The organism is Leisingera sp. ANG-M6, assembly GCF_000813905.1.
In the GTDB taxonomy this organism is placed as follows: domain Bacteria; phylum Pseudomonadota; class Alphaproteobacteria; order Rhodobacterales; family Rhodobacteraceae; genus Leisingera.
Genome location: NZ_JWLG01000002.1, coordinates 26,031 through 42,249 on the forward strand (window position 1 = coordinate 26,031; position 16,219 = coordinate 42,249).

14 protein-coding genes and 1 tRNA gene are annotated in these 16,219 nt (G+C 65.0%); 9 read left to right on the plus strand and 6 right to left on the minus strand.

Going from position 1 to position 16,219, the window contains the following annotated elements; genetic code table 11:
- Positions 1 to 198 precede the first annotated feature (198 nt).
- On the plus strand, positions 199 to 2,853 hold the full coding sequence (locus tag RA24_RS00605; RefSeq protein WP_039189033.1) for a methyl-accepting chemotaxis protein: 2,655 nt from the start codon (positions 199 to 201) through the stop codon (positions 2,851 to 2,853).
- Between the two features lie 138 nt (positions 2,854 to 2,991).
- Here RA24_RS00605 and RA24_RS00610 read toward each other — a convergent pair.
- Positions 2,992 to 3,067, minus strand: a tRNA-Ala gene (locus tag RA24_RS00610).
- Between the two features lie 185 nt (positions 3,068 to 3,252).
- A complete protein-coding gene (locus RA24_RS00615; RefSeq protein WP_039151541.1) occupies positions 3,253 to 3,579 on the minus strand; it encodes a TIGR02300 family protein in 327 nt (108 codons plus the stop codon).
- Positions 3,580 to 3,679: 100 nt separating this feature from the next.
- On the opposite strand from RA24_RS00615, the gene RA24_RS00620 reads away from it, so the two are divergent.
- The 4 genes from RA24_RS00620 to RA24_RS00635 all read left to right on the plus strand — a co-directional run bounded on the left by RA24_RS00620 (position 3,680) and on the right by RA24_RS00635 (position 9,309).
- Positions 3,680 to 4,366 (plus strand): M48 family metallopeptidase, encoded by a 687-nt coding sequence (locus tag RA24_RS00620; protein ID WP_019294951.1) that lies wholly within the window; start codon positions 3,680 to 3,682, stop codon positions 4,364 to 4,366.
- Between the two features lie 84 nt (positions 4,367 to 4,450).
- Positions 4,451 to 6,307, plus strand: a complete 1,857-nt coding sequence (locus tag RA24_RS00625; RefSeq protein WP_039189036.1) for an adenylate/guanylate cyclase domain-containing protein — start codon at positions 4,451 to 4,453, stop codon at positions 6,305 to 6,307.
- A gap of 52 nt (positions 6,308 to 6,359) precedes the next feature.
- Complete coding sequence (locus RA24_RS00630) at positions 6,360 to 7,016, plus strand: GntR family transcriptional regulator (protein ID WP_019294953.1); 657 nt, start codon at positions 6,360 to 6,362, stop codon at positions 7,014 to 7,016.
- A 55-nt stretch (positions 7,017 to 7,071) separates the two neighbouring features.
- A complete protein-coding gene (locus tag RA24_RS00635) occupies positions 7,072 to 9,309 on the plus strand; it encodes a tetratricopeptide repeat protein (RefSeq protein ID WP_039189039.1) in 2,238 nt (745 codons plus the stop codon).
- Between the two features lie 31 nt (positions 9,310 to 9,340).
- On the opposite strand, the gene RA24_RS00640 is transcribed toward RA24_RS00635, so the two are convergent.
- Positions 9,341 to 10,102, minus strand: coding sequence for a YdhR family protein (locus tag RA24_RS00640; protein ID WP_039189041.1), 762 nt, complete (start codon positions 10,100 to 10,102; stop codon positions 9,341 to 9,343).
- 89 nt (positions 10,103 to 10,191) lie between these two features.
- Here RA24_RS00640 and RA24_RS00645 point away from each other — a divergent pair, with 89 nt between their 5' ends.
- Together RA24_RS00645 and RA24_RS00650 are read left to right on the plus strand one after the other, a co-directional pair.
- On the plus strand, positions 10,192 to 10,605 hold the full coding sequence (locus RA24_RS00645; RefSeq protein WP_019294956.1) for a winged helix-turn-helix transcriptional regulator: 414 nt from the start codon (positions 10,192 to 10,194) through the stop codon (positions 10,603 to 10,605).
- Positions 10,606 to 10,692: 87 nt separating this feature from the next.
- Positions 10,693 to 11,898: a tetracycline resistance MFS efflux pump gene (locus RA24_RS00650; protein WP_039189044.1), complete on the plus strand. Its 1,206-nt coding sequence runs from the start codon at positions 10,693 to 10,695 to the stop codon at positions 11,896 to 11,898.
- Positions 11,899 to 12,005: 107 nt separating this feature from the next.
- Here RA24_RS00650 and RA24_RS00655 read toward each other — a convergent pair whose 3' ends face one another.
- Positions 12,006 to 12,968 (minus strand): acetyl-CoA carboxylase carboxyltransferase subunit alpha, encoded by a 963-nt coding sequence (locus tag RA24_RS00655; protein WP_039170453.1) that lies wholly within the window; start codon positions 12,966 to 12,968, stop codon positions 12,006 to 12,008.
- A gap of 126 nt (positions 12,969 to 13,094) precedes the next feature.
- Here RA24_RS00655 and RA24_RS00660 point away from each other — a divergent pair, with 126 nt between their 5' ends.
- Positions 13,095 to 13,928 carry an AraC family transcriptional regulator gene (locus RA24_RS00660; RefSeq protein WP_039151552.1) on the plus strand — a complete coding sequence of 278 codons (834 nt, stop codon included), beginning with the start codon at positions 13,095 to 13,097 and terminating at the stop codon, positions 13,926 to 13,928.
- Between the two features lie 88 nt (positions 13,929 to 14,016).
- Here RA24_RS00660 and RA24_RS00665 read toward each other — a convergent pair whose 3' ends face one another.
- Positions 14,017 to 14,613 (minus strand): LysE family translocator, encoded by a 597-nt coding sequence (locus tag RA24_RS00665; protein WP_029204689.1) that lies wholly within the window; start codon positions 14,611 to 14,613, stop codon positions 14,017 to 14,019.
- Between the two features lie 73 nt (positions 14,614 to 14,686).
- On the opposite strand from RA24_RS00665, the gene RA24_RS00670 reads away from it, so the two are divergent.
- Positions 14,687 to 15,139: an Lrp/AsnC family transcriptional regulator gene (locus RA24_RS00670; protein ID WP_039189047.1), complete on the plus strand. Its 453-nt coding sequence runs from the start codon at positions 14,687 to 14,689 to the stop codon at positions 15,137 to 15,139.
- A gap of 437 nt (positions 15,140 to 15,576) precedes the next feature.
- Here the strand turns inward: RA24_RS00670 and RA24_RS00675 are convergent, their stop codons facing one another.
- Entirely contained in the window at positions 15,577 to 16,191 is a 615-nt protein-coding gene (locus RA24_RS00675) for a hypothetical protein (protein ID WP_039189049.1), read from the minus strand.
- Positions 16,192 to 16,219 lie beyond the last annotated feature (28 nt).

Genomic DNA, 16,219 nt, shown 5'->3' on the forward strand with positions numbered 1-16,219 from the left:
CTGGCCGGAGGCGGCGGCTGCGCGAATGTTGGCGGCCTGCGCAAGCGGGTCGTTAAAATACGCGGTAATATCCGCCGCATTCTCACCCTTTCTTTACGTCTTGCGGCCCTTCTTTAGGGAAATGCAGGCCCCTGCACTTCAGCGGGGCCAGCGCTGCTAGAAGTGCCCGGGGTGCGGGCTGAAGACTTGGGTGATAGAATGAGTTCGAAGAAAGACCTCCCGGCGAAACGCAGGTTCCGGCTGTTTTCCAGCATCGGTGCTAAGATCACGCTGATCCTGATGGCAATGGGCGCGACGGCGGCAGTCGGCGGTGTTCTTGTCACCCTTGTGTTTGCCCAGACCGGCCGCCAGATGGAGGTCCTGACCGGCGAGAAAGTACCGCAACTGGAACTCAGCAGCCGCATGGTTAATGCTGCAAGCCAGGCCAAGAATGCGATGATTGGCGTGCTGCAGGCCGCCTCGGTGGAGGAGCTGGCAGCAGCAGAGGAGGCCGCCGCTGCCGCGGTTTCCACCCTTGAGGGCAGTGTTGCGGAGCTTCCTGCAGAAGAGCAGGCTCAATTCGCCCCTGAAGCGGCAGCGTCCTCGGAGCGGCTCAGCAACCTGCTTGCTGCGCGCCAGGCAGCGTTCCGTAATCAGGCCTGGATCGACACCCAGACTGCTGACCTTCAGACCCTCAGCCAGGGGGTGCAGGAAAAACTGGTTCAAGTGGCGGCTGAGGCGCGCGACAGCCTGATGGATGGCGGCGAGGAGACCATTATCCAGGTCGACGAGGTCCTGAACAATCTGGTGGACCAGCAGTTCGGCAGCTTGCAGACCCTGCTGGAAGCGCGTGCTGACATCAGCATTCTGTCCGGTGCTGCGCTGGCGCTGGGCCATGTCCGCGATGTGCCAACCAAGCGCGCGCTCAAGAAGATGGCGACTGATGCCCTGAAACGGCTGGAACCTGTACTGGGTCGACTTGAAGAGCTGGGCCTCGATGCGTTCCGCGCCAAAAAGGTGACGGAGGGGGTTGAACTGTTCCGCTACACTCTGACAGCCAGCCGGAAGGAACTGAAGGAAAGCCGCAAACAGGTGCTGAGTGCCCGGAATGCCAGCGTCCGGCCGCTGACCCAGGCGATGGAGCGGATGGTGTTTACCCTGTCGGTCGCCGCCACCCAGGCCAGCGCCGACAACCGCACTGCCATTCAGGGGCTGCTGGACAATCAGGTTGATGTGCTTTTGCGCCTGCTGGAGATCAACGGCTGGACCAGCGCCTTTCAGGTTGCTGCGCTGGATATGGCGGCCGCGCATAGTATCGAAGCCGCCAATGCTGCCGCCGTCCCGCTGCAGGAGGCAGCTGCGGCGCTGCAAGGCTATACCGGATTCGGCGGCGGCGTTTTTGCAGCGGAGCTGGAAGGCATGATAGGGCTGGCGGACCCTTCCCAGGGGCTGCCGGCATTCAAAGTCGCCTCGCTGGAGGCCGCGGCGGAAGCGGACGCAGCTTCGGAGGCCACGGTCGAGGCGGTTCTGCAATTTGCCGGCCGTGCAACCGCGCTGGGCAATGAAAGCCAGCTTGAGATCGCCGCAATTGCTAACGGTCTTGCAGCCGATGTAACGGGGGCGCAGCACCAATTGCAGGTCCTGGCTGCAGTCTCCGCCGGAGTGTTCGTGGCCGCTTTGATCCTGACCCGGATCCTGATCCTGCGCCCATTGGCGGACATCAGCGGCACGACAGAGCGCCTGGCGGCAGGTAACCTGCGCCCGGTGAAGGGGTACGAGCGGTCCAGTGATGAAATCCGCCGCATTGCCATGGCTCTTGCGGTGTTCCGTGACGGTCTGGTGGAAAAGGCTGAGGTCGAAGCCGCGTCCAATGAGGAGCGCAATGCCCGTCTGGCAGAGCAGACCGTTGCCGTAACCGCAATCGGCAACGGGCTGGAGCGGCTGTCGCAAGGCGACCTGACCTTCCGCATCCGCGAAGAAATGGGCGAGGGCTACGCCAAGCTGCGGGACGATTTTAACGCGGCACTGGAAAAGCTCGAAGCTTCGGTGCGCAGCCTCAGCGCCAACGGTCAGTCCATTGCCGGTGTCAGTACCGAAATTTCTGCCGCCTCCCACGACTTGTCGGAACGGTCTGAGCGCACCGCGCAAACCCTGGCGGGCACTGCTGCCGCGGTGAATCAGCTGTCGGTGTCGATCGCCGGCACCGCTCAGGCTTCGGGTGAGGCCTCCGCTTCTGTCGAAGCGGCCCGCCGCAACGCGACCGGCAGCATTGAGGTGGTGAAACGCACCTATGGCGCCATGGAGGCGATCAAGGAAAGCTCCGAAAAGATCTCCCGCATCATCGGCATGATCGAAGCGATTGCCCAGCAGACCAACCTGCTGGCGTTGAATGCCGGCGTTGAGGCCGCCCGCGCAGGCTCCGTCGGCAAGGGGTTTGCCGTTGTCGCCTCCGAGGTCCGCACCCTGGCACACCGGTCCAAGGAGGCTGCGACCGAAATCGCCGCCCTTGTCGATGAGGCCAGCCAGAATGTCGAACTGGGTGCTGACCTGGTCGAGCAGACCCGCGCCGCCATCGGTGAAATCTCGGAATCCGTCGCCAGTGCTGCCGACCTTATGAAAACAATCTCCCAGGCCTCCTCGGAACAGTCCGGAAGCCTGCAGGAGATCAACTCGGCGATGGCCAATCTCGACGATGCCACCACCCGTAATGCAGGGCTGTTTGAAGAAGTCACATCCTCCAGCCAAGGGCTCTCGAAAGAGGCCCAGGCCATGGCTGGCGCCCTTGGCGCCTTCCGCACCAATACGGCTGCGGCGGAACCGGCCTGGGATGAGGCTGCGCTGTCAGAGGGAGACGGCTGGCGGCTGCAAGCCTGATGGGAATGTGGCCCGGCAGCCTCGCGGGGCGGCCAGCACAAGGGGGCAAAGGGGCTTTTGCCACGCGTCCGGAGCTGCGGATTGCAGCGCGGCGCAGATGCAATGGCTGGTCTTCGCAGGTTATCAAAAGAGAGGATTTGGTGGAGCCTAGCGGGATCGAACCGCTGACCTCCTGCATGCCATGCAGGCGCTCTCCCAGCTGAGCTAAGGCCCCAAACCTGTCCGCTTTCAGTGTCCGTTCCGTCTCCGGTGCGGTCCGTCTTGCGGTGTGAGCGTCGTTTACGGGACGGCGGCGCGGGCTGCAAGCGGAAAAATGCGCCGGGTCCGAAAATTTTTGCCGCCGGTCAAAGCGGACGGTCCGGGGGCAGCAGACCGCGCCCCCGAACCGCTTGAAACGCCTTAGGAATCGTCGTCCGGCGACGACATGTCGGCGATGTCGTCCAGCGAGACGTTGTCATCATCATCGTCGTCGTCCAGGACATCATCGCCCAGATCGACATCGACGTCTTCGTCATCATCCAGGACCACGTCATCCGCGTCCATGTTTTCTTTGGCCTTCAGGGTGGCCGCATCTTCGGCATCTGCTTCGATCATTCGGGTCTTGCCGGTATCCAGCTCGACGACCTCGCCCGTGTAGGGGCTGACGATCGGGTCCTTGTTCAGGTCATAAAAGCGCTTGCCAGTGGTGGGGCAGACGCGCTTTACACCCCATTCTTCCTTGGGCATGTGGATCCCCTTGATTTACTGGTGAGTCGTATCGACGATTCCGGTGCCTTGCCATATGAGGGGGGCACTGTCAAAGCCAAAGCCTGGAAAGGGCGCGCGCATGGCCGACTATCATCTCTCCGGGAACCCGCCAGTGCCGCTGACTCTGCGCCGTTCTGCTCGGGCGCGGCGGATCAGCCTGCGGATTTCCTCGCTGGACGGGCGGGTGACGCTGACCCTGCCTAAGGGGCTGCCGGAGCGCACCGCGCTGGCCTTTGCGGAGGAAAAAGCCGACTGGATCCGTGCCAACCTGGAAAAGCACCCTGACGCGGTGGATGCGGTCTTTGGCGCGGTGCTGCCAATCGACGGACAGGACCGGGTGATCAAGCCCGCACCAGGCCGCCGCATCCAGCTGGATGCCGGCCGCATCGCAGTACCGGGATCCAATCCGGGCCGTCCCTTGCAGCGGTACCTCAAGGAACTAGCGCGCAACCGGCTGGCCGAGGCTTCCGATTTCTACGCTGCCCGGCTGGGCAGGGGCTACAGCCGCCTGACTCTGCGCGACACCCGCTCGCGTTGGGGGTCCTGCACTGCGGATGGCGGGCTGATGTACTCCTGGCGGCTGATCCTGGCACCGCCCGCGGTGCTGCGCTATGTCGCCGCCCATGAGGTGGCGCATCTGGCGGAAATGAACCACTCGCAGGCCTTCTGGGACACGGTGGAGCGCATCCACGGCCGCTGGCAGGAACCTCGCGCCTGGCTGCGCGAAAACGGCGCCAGCCTGCACCGCTTCCGTTTCGGCGAATAGAATCAGGGCTTTGAGCCGGCGGGCGCGCGGGCTAAGCTGACACCAGTTGCAGTTGCCAGTTCCCGGTCAAAAGGCCCGTGTCCCGTGTCAGACAAGCCGCAAAGACGCCTTGCCGCCATCTTCATGCTGGATGTCTCCGGCTTCAGCCGGATGATGGCCCAGGACGAGGCCGGCACCCTGAACCAGGTGCTGGCACAGCAGCAGACATTGATTGCGCCCGCCATCCGCAGCCATGGCGGCCGCATCGTCAAGCTGATGGGCGACGGGGTGCTGGCGCTGTTTCCCAGCGTGATCTCGGCTGTGGAGGCCGCAGCGCAGATCCAGTCGGATGCGGCGCGCACCCGGCATCTGCAGCTGCGCATCGGCATCAATCTGGGCGAGGTGCTAATCGCCCAGGGCGACGTTTTCGGCGACGAGGTGAACATCGCTGCCCGGCTCGAAAGCCTGGCGCAGCCCGGCGGGGTGGCGCTGTCGGCCGCCGCCTATGACCAAGTCCGCAACCGCATTCCCTATGATTTCGAGGATTTCGGTCTGCATGAGGTTAAGAATATTCCCGATCCGGTGCAGGTCTTTGTCCTTGGAGAAGAACTGACCTCGCTGCCGTCCTTGCGCCGCAGCACCCAGCCGCCCAGGCCGCCCGCGCCTGCGCAGCGCGCCGGCATGCGCCCCGCGGTGCTGCTGCTGGCAGGCTGCCTGGGGGCGGCCACAGCTGTGGCCGGGATCTGGGGCTGGCAGCAAGCGGGCCGCCAGGGCAGCGCCGCACCCGTGCCCGGTCAGCCCGCTGCCGCGGCATTTGAGGGCCGCCCGGTGATTGCGGTGCTGCCTTTCACAGCCGAGACGTTGCAGCCGGAAACCGCGCGGATGCTGTCGCAGGACGTGGCCCGCAGCCTGGCTGCCGCCAGCGATGTCCGCATTATTGCGCCGTCCAGCAGCCGTGCCGCTGCAGGTCTGCTGCCGGGCGAGGCTGCGGCGCTCTTGGGGGCGGATTTCGTGGTCACGGGCCATTTGCCCGGCACCCTCCATGACGGGGTGCGATTAGAGATCCTGCAGGCAGCGGCTGGCAGCGGCGGCGAGGCCGGGGCAAAACCGCTCAGCATTCTGCCGCCGCAGCGGCTGGCAGCTGCGGCGCCACTGGCCCCGCAGCTTGCGGCAAACATTGTCCGTTACTTCGGAAAACCCTTGCCGGAGCCTGTCCGCCCGGAAGTGCCTGACGACGCGGTGGTGCAGCTGCTGGCCGCCCGCAGCCTGAGGGAGCAAGGCAGCCGCAGCGGGGCGGAGCTGGCCCTGCGCAGGGCGCTGCAGATGGCTCCGGATTGGCCGGAAGCACAGGCGCTGGCGGCGCTTTGGCACCTCGATATGCTGACCGGCCCGGTGGCCGCACTGCCGCAGCGCGCGGCAGAGGCGGCGCAGATCGCGGCCGGATTGCCGCCACAGGCTGGCGTCCTGCAACTGCGGGCGCTGGCGGCGCAGTTTGCCGGTGAACCCGACGCAGCCTTGCGGCTGGCCGAACAATCGGCTGAGGCCTACCCCAACGACGCTCAAGGTCAGCTGCTGCGTGCCTGGCTGCTTCATCTGACCGGACAAGGGAGCGGCGCTCAAAAAGTTCTCGGCCTTGTCCGCCAACTGGATCCGCTGCCGCAGCCAATGGCCCTGACACTGCAGTCCTCGATGCACCTTGCGGCCGGGCAGGACGCGGAAGCCGCAGCGGCGGCGGCCGAGGCCCTGGCGCTTGAGCCTGCGGCGCAGCAGGCGCGGGTGCTGCTCTGCGCCAGCCTGGCTGCACTGGGCAGTTTTGACGAGGCCGCCGCCGCCTGCGCCGGGCTCAAAGGCGCGCCGCTGACGCTGGATCAGGCGGCAGCAGCCTTTCCCTATTCTGCCGCGGCCCCGCAGCGGGCGCTGCGCACCGGTCTCAGCCTGGCCGGACTTGCGGGCCGCCCCTGACGCGCGCAATTGCGCGGTTGACCGCAGCGGGATTTGTGATCACATGAATGGCATGAACCAGACTGTCCGCCCCGCCCAGGAAGCCGCCTCAGCGCCCGCTCATGACCGTGTTTACCGCGCCCTGCGCACTCGCATCATGCATGGCGAGATCACCCCCGGCGCCGCGCTGACCCTGCGCGGAATCGGCGGTGAATTCGGCGTTTCGATGACACCCGCCCGCGAAGCGGTGCGACGCCTGGCTGCCGAGGGTGCACTGTTTCTGTCTTCCTCAGGCAGGGTGACGACGCCGGAGCTGACAAACGAACGGATCGAGGAACTGGCTGCCCTGCGCGCATTGCTGGAGGTGGAACTGGCCAGCCGCGCCCTGCCGCGCGCGCACATGGCGCTGATCGACCGGCTGCAGACGATCAATTCCAACGTCGCTGAGATGGTCTCGAAACGCGATGCGGTCGGTTACATCCGCACCAATCTGGAGTTTCACCGCACACTCTACCTGCGCGCCCAGGCGCCCGCGATGCTTGCGATGGCGGAAACCGTCTGGCTGCAGCTGGGGCCCACGATGCGTGCTCTCTATGGCCGGTTGCGCCGCACCGATCCGCCGCAGAACCACCGTCTGATCATCGCCGCACTCAAGGCGGGGGATGAGCCTGGCCTGCGGCTGGCGGTGCGCTCCGACGTCACCCAGGGCCTGCGGCTGCTGGCAAGCTAAGCCGGTCTGTGAAACCGGTTCCCAGGCTGCGGGTGAACTGGTACACTCCAAGCCTATGAAAAGCCCTTCAAATCGCCGCCTGGCAGCGATCCTGGCTGCTGATGTAGCGTGCTATTCCCGGCTGACCGCCGCGGATGAGGAAGGCACGGTTGCCGCCCTTCGCGCCATCCGCAGCGAGGTGGTCGAGCCGCTGACAGAGCAGCACGGCGGCCGCATCGCTAATACCGCGGGCGACAGTTTCCTGATCGAGTTCCGCAGCGCCGTTGATGCCCTGCGCGCGGCTCTCAGCATCCAGGACAGGCTGCAGGCCCGCAATGCCGGCGTGGCAGCGGACCGCGCCATCCTGTTGCGCATCGGCCTCAACGTGGGCGACGTCATCTCCAACGGCGGGGACATCCTGGGCGACGGCGTCAATGTGGCGGCCCGGCTGGAAGCCCTGGCAGAGCCGGGTGGCATCACCGCCTCGCAGGCCGCGGTCAGCTATGCCCGCAAAAGCATCGCTGCGGACTACATCCCGATGGGCCCGCAAAAGGTCAAGAATATACCGGAGCCGGTGGAGGCTTACCGGGTCCAAAAGGCCGGGCAGGCGCCGCGGCCGGCATCCGGGTCCAAGGCCCTGCGCTCCCGGCTGGCCGCCTGGGCCGGCCTTCTCGCCGCCGCTGCAGCAGTGGCGGTATTGTGGATTGCACCCTGGCAGCCCAACCCGGACCAGGCGGTGGCGGCGCGGATGGCCTTCCCGCTGCCGGATCTGCCCTCCATTGCGGTGCTGCCGCTTGCCGACACCACCGGTGACAGCGGCAACGCGATGCTGGCGGATGGTTTTTCTGAAGACCTGATCACCGACCTGTCGCGGATTTCCGGCCTGTTCGTGATCTCCGGCAACAGCTCCTTTGCCTATCAGGATCAGCAGATCAGTCCCGCCCAGTTCGCCGAGGAGCTGGGCGTGCGCTATGTGGTCGACGGCAGTCTGCGCCGCACCGGCGCGGCGTTCCGGGCCACTGTGCGTCTGACCGACACGGCCAGCGGCCAGCTGGTCTGGGCAGAGCGGTTCGATGGCCCGCTGGAGGATGTCTTCGCGCTCCAGGACCGCATCGCTCTGGCCATCGCCCAGGCGCTTGGCCTGTCCTTGGACGCTGAAGAGCGCAGCGGCATCGAACAGCAGGACACCGCCACTATCGCCGCGCGCGAAGCCTTCCAGCAGGGCTGGGAACTGTACGCGCGGTTCAACGAGCAGGACAATCTGGCCGCAATCCCGCATTTCGAACAGGCGGTGGTGCTGGATCCGGGCTATGGCCGCGCCTGGGCTGTCCTGGCAATGGCGCATCTGCGCCCGCATATCCTGCACCACTGGCGGGGCTACACCCCGGCCACCGGCCAGACGCACATCGGCCAGTTCTACAAACACCTGCGCGAAGCTGTCCGGCACGACACGCCGCTCCGGCACGTGATCCGGGCGATGGTGCTCTTGAACCTGCCGGACTGGGAGGGGGTCTATGGCGGCAGCCGCGGCACCATCGAGGCCCGGCAGGAAGCGGCCAAAGCGATTGCCCTCCAGCCCAGCGATCCTGAGGCTCATCTGACAATGGGCTGGGCGCTGATTGCCGCGGGCGAGCCGGAACAGGGGCTGGCCTTTGTCCGCGCCGCCATGCGGCTTGATCCCAAGCATCCCAGCCACTACGTGCTGTTCGAGGCGGCAGCCCTTTTTGCAATGGATGATCTGCTGCAGGCCGCCGACGTGCTGCAGGCGGAGTTGGACCGCAACCCGCATGCCAGCGAGCTGATGCCGGTTGCGGCCTCTGTGCTGGCGTTGCAGGGGGATCTTCGGGCTGCGCGTGAAATGGTGGAGCGCTGGCACAGCGGCGGCAGCACCGCCTCGCTGCCGGCCGCGGTGCAGGACTATTTCTTCATCCTGCGCTGGACCGGCGCCAGCCAGCACTTGAACCGGCGGCTGTCAGACGGGCTGCGGCTGGCGGCGCTGCCGCCGGGCACAACAGTCGCCAGCCTGAGGGCGGAACTGTCGCTGTCCGATGCCAGCACCCAGCGCCAGGCGGCGCGGGCGCTGGGCTTGTTCGGCGCTGCGGCAGCCCCGGCGGTGCCGGAGCTGACCGCGCTTCTGGACAGCCCCTCCGCCTTTGTGCGCAAGGAGGCCGCCAATGCCCTCGGCAGTATTGGCGCAGCGGCTGAGCCGGCCTTGGCGGCTCTGGACTCCCTCGCTGGCACGGGTCTGGCCGGTAAACGTGCGGCCCTGGCTGCGGAACGAATCCGCAGCAGCCTTGCTGAGAAGGACCTCTGACAGGGGCGGCTGTTGTGAACCCGGCCGGGCGTCAGGCGGCCGGGCTGTAGTAGGGTGAATTCATCGCCCGGCTGGCGGTCTCCGTCACCGCCGCGTCAAACACCCGTGTATAGAAGGCACAGCCCAGCTCTGCGGCCGTTTCCGGGAACATGTTCACCGCAAAATCCAGCGCCTGATCCAGCGTGGCGAAGGCATCGAACCCGCCTAGCGTCTGTGTCAGCAGCCCGCTGAGCCAGACCTTGTTCTGCAGCCCCGGCAGCATCTTCAGCGCCTTGTTGCGGGCCTGCCAGGGCGCGTCTTCAAACGGGACCGACAATTGCAGCTCGGTATAGACAAAGGCGCCGGGGGCTGCTGCCGGGCCGCCGTAATGCACCGCGCCCATGTCGCGGCTGGCAGCCTCGGTCACCTCTGCATCAAACACCCGAGTGTTATGCGCGACGCCAAAGACGCGCGGCTCTGACGGGAAATAGCCGGTCACGAATTTGCGGGCGTTTTCAATGCTGTCAAAACCATAGAAACCGCCCAGAGAGTTGTTGCCGTGGCCCGACAGCCAGGTCTTGTTCAGGAACCCCGGCTGCTGCCGGATCTGCTCGTTGATCTGCTGCCAGGGCGCCTGGCCGAACGGCACGGAGATGGCAACTTCGGTATAGACAAAGGCTTTGGGGGTCATGGCGGTTTCCTGTGTTTTGGCAAGTGAGGGCAGCAGCAGCGCGCCCGCCGAGGCGGCCAGCAGCTGGCGGCGGGACAGCCGCGATCGTTCGCGGGATTCCGCGTTTGTTGGTGTCTTATTCATGGTCACTCCTGATTGCTTGCGTTTTGCAAGTGATTCAATGGCTCGCATGAGTGCTTGCACTTTGCAAGTGAAAACTTTAGGCAGGCTGTATGACCCAATCGCGCAGCAAATACGACTCCGGCTGTCCCGTCGCCTATGCGCTGGACATTTTCGGCGACCGCTGGAGCCTTCTGGTGATCCGCGACATGGCGGTGAAGGGCGCGCGCACCTATGGCGAGTTGCTGGCAGGGTGGGAGGGGATCTCCACCAACATCCTGGCGCAGCGGCTGAAGCAGCTGGAAGAGGCGGGCATCGTCACCAAGGCCAAGGATCCGGACAATGGCCGCAGTTACGTTTATGCGCTGACAGAAAAGGGCCGCGGCCTAGCGCCAGTGCTGATCGAGATTGCCCTGTGGAGCGGTCGCCACAACCCCGCCGCCCACGCCATGACCGGTTTCCTGGACAAGATCGAGGCCGACCGGCCCGGAACTGAGGCCAGGATGCGGGCAGGGGAGCTGCCCTGAGGCTGGTCTCCTGGTTTCGGCAACAGGGCCGCTGGCCGCAGCTTTCACAAGACTTGCTTTTGCCCGGTCCCCGTCCGATAGGGCAGTATGTTCAAGAACCGTGCCATTACCTTCATTCTGATCACGCTGATGATTGATGCCATCGGCATCGGCATTGTGTTCCCGATCATGCCGGACCTGATGAACCGGGTCGGAGCGGGCGGAACCGGGCAGGGGGCGTTTTGGGGCGGGCTGCTGATGGCCGCCTATTCAGGTGCGCTGTTTCTGTGCGGCCCCGTTGTCGGCAGCATCTCTGACTCGGCCGGGCGCAGGCCGGTGCTGATTGCTGCGCTTGCCATGCTGGCACTGGATTATGTGATCATGGCGCTTGCCGGCAGCTTCTGGCTGTTGCTGCTCGGGCGCACGCTCGCGGGGCTCGCCGGTGCAACCTACATCACCGCAACCGCCTATATTGCCGACATTTCCTCACCCCAGGAAAAGGCGGCGAACTTCGGCCTCATCGGCGCGGCTTTCGGGATCGGCTTCGTGCTGGGTCCGGCAATCGGCGGTCTCGCCGCGGAGATCAGCCTCGCGGCGCCGTTCTGGATCGCGGCAGGCTTGTCGGCGGCCAACGCACTGTTCGGGATACTCGTGCTGCCCGAAAGCCTGGCACCGGACAAGCGCCGCCCCTTCGGCAAGCGCGACCTTAATCCCTTCAAGTCGATCTTCGATGCCTTCCGCCTGCCGGGCCTTGCAGTGCCGCTGCTGTGCATCTTCATGTTCGAGTTTGCCAATATGGTCTACCCGACGATCTGGGCCTTCTGGACCCGCGAAGTGTTCGGCTGGCCGACTCTCTACATCGGCCTGTCACTGGCAGCCTACGGCGTGCTACTGGCGCTGGTTCAGGGCGGGCTGCTGCTCAACCTCATCAGGTGGTTCGGGGATTTCCCCACCCTGATGCTCGGGATGGCGTCTGCCCTGATTGGCATGATCGGCTTTGGCTTCACAGGATCTATTGCAGGATTGACGGTGTTCCTTGTGCTTGCTGCCCTTTCGGACCTGGTGCCGGCCCTGATGACGGCCATGGCTTCCAACCAGACAGATGAGGACCGTCAGGGCGTGGTGCAGGGCGTGATTGCGTCGCTGTCTTCGGTGGCTGCAATCGTGTCGCCGCTTGCGATGACCTCTCTGTTTCAGGCCTCCGTCGATGCGGATGGCCTCTATCTACCGGGCGCGCCCTTCCTGTTCGCGGCGGTTCTGGTCATCGCGATGATGCCCTTGGCGGTCCGCTTGAAAGGCCATGCCTCCACCTGACAGGGCCGTGACCAACCTGTTGGTTCAGCCCGCACGCACAACTCTCGGGCACAACAAAAAAACCCGGCCTCTCAGCCGGGTTATCTGTCTTTCGCTGATACCGGTGCTTACGCAGCCAGCCCCTTGGAGCCGATGGCGAGGAACTTCTGGCGCCGGTCCTTGACCAGCGCGGCAGAGTCCATGTCCTTCAGCTCATCCAGCATCTCCTGGATTGCGCCGCTGACGGATGCAATCGCGGCCTTGGCATCGCGGTGGGCGCCGCCCAGCGGTTCCGGGATGATCCGGTCGTTGACGCCCAGCTTGTTCAGGTCTTGCGCGGTCAGGCGCAGCGCCTCGGCGGCTTCGCGCATCTTCTCGGCGTCTTTCCACAGGATCGAGGCACAGCCTTCGGGCGAGATCACCGAATAGATCGAATGCTCCAGCATCGCCACACGGTTCGCCGTGGCAAAGGCCACCGCACCGCCGGATCCGCCTTCGCCGATGATGACTGAGATCAGCGGCACGCCGATCTTCAGGCACATCTCGGTCGAACGCGCAATCGCCTCGGACTGGCCGCGCTCCTCGGCGCCTTTGCCGGGGTAGGCGCCGGCAGTGTCCACCAGGGTGATCACCGGCAGCTTGAAGCGGCTGGCCATCTCCATCAGCCGGATCGCCTTGCGGTAGCCCTCAGGCCGCGCCATGCCGAAGTTGCGCTCGATCCGCGACTTGGTGTCCGAGCCCTTCTCGTGGCCGATCACCACCACCGGCTGGTCGTTGAAGCGCGCAAGGCCTCCCATCACCGCCAGATCATCGGCAAAGTTCCGGTCGCCGGCCAGCGGCGTGTACTCAGTGAACAGCGCCTCGATGTAATCCTTGCAATGCGGGCGCTCCGGATGGCGCGCCACCTGGCACTTCCGCCAGGGCGTCAGATTCTTGTAGAGGTCCTGCAGCAGCTGGGCGGCCTTGGCGTCCAGCGCCTTGGCCTCATCCGCCACATCCATTTCCTCATTCGCGCGCGCCAGCGCCCGCAGCTCCTCCGCCTTGCCCTCGATTTCGGCCAGCGGTTTTTCGAATTCCAGATACTGGGTCATGTTGCCTCTGCTCTGCAGGTTTGCAGCTATATGGCCTTAGCTGCGCCAAGATGCAACTCAGCAAGATTTGTGATCTAGGCTTATGCCATCACCTGAGAGCAGAGAGACACGAAGGAGACGCCGCAAATGGCCGCCAGCTACGAAGACCGGATCCTGCGGGTTCTGGCCCATATCCATGATAACACTGATGGAGACCTGTCGCTGGACAGGCTGGCGGACGTGGCGGCGATGTCGCGGTTCCACTGGCACCGGGTGTTCCGCGCCCTGACGGGCGAAACCTGCGCCCAAGCGGTGCGCCGGATCCGGCTGCATAGGGCCGCGGTTTGGCTGGCGAAGGACGACATGCCTATCGCGCAGGTGGCCGCCCGCGCTGGCTACCCGAACCAGAACAGCTTCTCCCGCGCGTTCTCTGAGTCTTACGGCAGCAGCCCGGCAGCCTTTCGCCGCGACGGCCAGGTGCGGCTGCCCAACCCAGCCCTCAGAACAGGAAGCTATCCCATGTATGATGTGATCACCCGCACCGACCCCGCCCGCCGCCTGGCTGGCCTGCCGCACAAGGGCGCCTACCATGAAATCGGCAAAAGCTTCGAGGCCTTTGGCGCCATTTGCGAAACCCGCCAGCTGTGGCCGCATCTGGGCGCGGTGCTGGGGGTCTATTTCGACAGCCCCGACGAGGTGGCGGAGGCGGACCTGCGCAGCTTTGCCGGGGGAGAGTTCACCGGCGATGCGCTGCCGGAAGGCATGGAGGAAGTAAGCCTGCCCGGCGGCCGCGTCGCGGTGCTCACCTACAAGGGGCCGTATTCCGGCATCCACGCCGCCTATCACAGTCTGTTTGGCAACTGGCTGCCCGCCTCGAACGAAGAGCCGGCTGACCAGCCCTGCTACGAGGTCTATCTCAACAACCCCCGCGACACCGCGCCGGAGGATCTTCTGACCGAGATCTGCCTGCCCCTGAAATGACGTCCCGCCCGGCATCAGGCCGGGCAGCGCCCGCCCTCTTGTGCGGGGGCGGGCGCTCCTTCCCTTCAGGCTGGGAGTGCTGCTTGCGTTATTGCGGCCAGATCACCGGATAAAGCGAGGCCACCAGCAGCGCCGCCATGGTCCAGTTGAACAGCACCAGGCGGCGCGGGCTGGTCAGGAACCGCGCCATTTGCTGGCCCAGCACCGTCCAGGAGCCGACCGAGGGCAGGTTGATCGCGCCGAAAATCGCCCCCACCAGCAGGATTGCCGCCAGCGTCTGATCCGGCGTGTAGGCGCTGATTGCGGTCAGGGCCATCGCCCAGGCCTTGGGGTTCACCCATTGAAACGCCGCCGCCTGCAAAAACGTCATCGGACGGCCTTCCGCGCCTTTGGCCTGCACCGGTGCCGCATTGGCGATCTTCCACGCCAGCCACAGCAGATACACAACCGAAACCGCCTTCAGAACTGTGTAGCTGACCGGGAAGGCATCAAACACCTGCACCAGCCCGGCGCCGACCAGCAGCACCATGAACACGAACCCCAGCGCCACCCCCAGCATATGCGGGATGGTGCGGCGGAAGCCGAAATTGGCGCCCGAGGCCATCAGCATCAGGTTGTTTGGCCCCGGAGTGATCGAGGAGACAAAGGCGAAGAGCGCAAGCGCGGTGAGGAGTTCATAGGTCATGCGCAAAATCATTGCGCCAAACGCGCCAAATGAAATTGCGTTCTGCCATTACTTGCGCGTAATTTCACAACTAATGGCGAAAAATGACAAGATAAACCGGCAGATATTGCAGGAGCTCACCCGCGACGGCCGCATCAGCAATCTGGAACTGGCTGAGCGGGTGGGCCTGTCGCCCTCGGCCTGCCTGCGCCGGGTGCAGGAGCTGGAGCGCGCAGGCGTCATCACCGGCTACCGCGCGGTTCTGGACCGGCAGAAGCTGGGGGTGGGCTTTGCCACCTATATCGGCGTCGGCCTGGGCGAGCACACCAAGGAGGCGCAGGAGGCGTTTGAGCGCGCCATGCAGGCGGCGCCGGAGGTGGTGGAATGCCACAACATCACCGGCACCATCGAATACTTGCTGCGTGTCGAATGCGCCGATCTGCCCAGCTACAAGAAGTTCCATACCGACATCCTCGGCACCTCGCCCTATGTCACCGCGATCACCACCTATGTGGTGATGGGCTCGCCCAAGGACCTGCGGGCGTGAACTTTGGCTGAGGCTGGATTTTGAGTATTTGGGGAAAGATGAAAGGCTGATGCGCTTCATCTTTCCCCAAATACTCACTGCACTACGGTATCCACCGGCGCGCGGCTGCAGGTGTTGCGCACCCTGCGTACGCTGCTCTCACCGGATCTTAAGCCGCTTTTGGCAGTCTTGCTCCCGGTCGCGATCACCCGCCGGGGCTTGGCTCCCCGGCATCTTTGGAACCGGACCCCTGCCTGGCAGCGGGGCCGTGCAGAGACAACGTTTAGCACGCGGGCGGATACGCCCGTCCATCTCCGCCATTCTGGCGGCGCCGCCAGTCCATAACGCCTTCGCTGAAGCAGATCATGGATACAGGCAAAAACGGATCAGGCACACCGGCGGGGCAGGGGCCTTGGCCGGGAAAACCGTATGCCATGCCGCTGCTCGCCTCTCCTAGGTCAGGCGCCTGCCTTATGCTCCGCGAGCAAAGCCCGCACTGCAATCTCCGGAGAGGCAAGCACCGGCACCCGTGTCTGCTCTCGCAGCAGCTCAGCCGCCCCGGCCATCGAGGCCTGCGCCAGCACCACACAGCCAAAATCCATTGCCGCCAGGGCCTCGGCCACATCCTCTGCGATGGCAGCTGCAAAACCCGCTCCTTCTCCGGCTTCAAACAGCGGCCAGTGCTGGCCCAGTTCAAGGCAAGTAAGCTCCGGGTCACGCGCCCCGAAGGCGCGGCGCAGCAACGCTTCCGAAGGCCCGGCGGTGCTCTCCAGGCAATAGGCCATCAGCACCGGCCCGCCCAATCGCGCCGCTTCCAGCATCATCGGCCAGTCGATGCGGATGGCGCCCGCTTTCTCCGCCACCGGGCCAAGGGTGGTGCAGGTGCACAGGACCGGCCCGTCCGCGGCCTCAACGGTCTCGGCAATCTCGGCCTTAAGCGCGGCATCAATCCCGCTTTGCGCCCGCTCCAGCCAATCGGCGCGCACATGCTGGTCCAGATCAGCCTCAGGCGCCAGCGCGCGAAAGGTTTCCACATGCACCTCAGCCGTATGCAGCAAGGTCAAATCCGGCATCTCTTCCTCCAATCAAAAAGGGCGCCCC

Bases quoted from the DNA above. Each gene is read 5' to 3' on its own strand.
- RA24_RS00650 (WP_039189044.1), top strand. From the start codon at position 10,693: ATGTTCAAGAACCGTGCCATTACCTTCATTCTGATCACGCTGATGATT.
- RA24_RS00645 (WP_019294956.1), top strand. From the start codon at position 10,192: ATGACCCAATCGCGCAGCAAATACGACTCCGGCTGTCCCGTCGCCTAT.
- RA24_RS00655 (WP_039170453.1), bottom strand. From the start codon at position 12,968: ATGACCCAGTATCTGGAATTCGAAAAACCGCTGGCCGAAATCGAGGGC.
- RA24_RS00630 (WP_019294953.1), top strand. From the start codon at position 6,360: ATGAACCAGACTGTCCGCCCCGCCCAGGAAGCCGCCTCAGCGCCCGCT.
- RA24_RS00615 (WP_039151541.1), bottom strand. From the start codon at position 3,579: ATGCCCAAGGAAGAATGGGGTGTAAAGCGCGTCTGCCCCACCACTGGC.
- RA24_RS00660 (WP_039151552.1), top strand. From the start codon at position 13,095: ATGGCCGCCAGCTACGAAGACCGGATCCTGCGGGTTCTGGCCCATATC.
- RA24_RS00670 (WP_039189047.1), top strand. From the start codon at position 14,687: ATGGCGAAAAATGACAAGATAAACCGGCAGATATTGCAGGAGCTCACC.
- RA24_RS00605 (WP_039189033.1), top strand. From the start codon at position 199: ATGAGTTCGAAGAAAGACCTCCCGGCGAAACGCAGGTTCCGGCTGTTT.
- RA24_RS00640 (WP_039189041.1), bottom strand. From the start codon at position 10,102: ATGAATAAGACACCAACAAACGCGGAATCCCGCGAACGATCGCGGCTG.
- RA24_RS00675 (WP_039189049.1), bottom strand. From the start codon at position 16,191: ATGCCGGATTTGACCTTGCTGCATACGGCTGAGGTGCATGTGGAAACC.
- RA24_RS00620 (WP_019294951.1), top strand. From the start codon at position 3,680: ATGGCCGACTATCATCTCTCCGGGAACCCGCCAGTGCCGCTGACTCTG.
- RA24_RS00635 (WP_039189039.1), top strand. From the start codon at position 7,072: ATGAAAAGCCCTTCAAATCGCCGCCTGGCAGCGATCCTGGCTGCTGAT.
- RA24_RS00665 (WP_029204689.1), bottom strand. From the start codon at position 14,613: ATGACCTATGAACTCCTCACCGCGCTTGCGCTCTTCGCCTTTGTCTCC.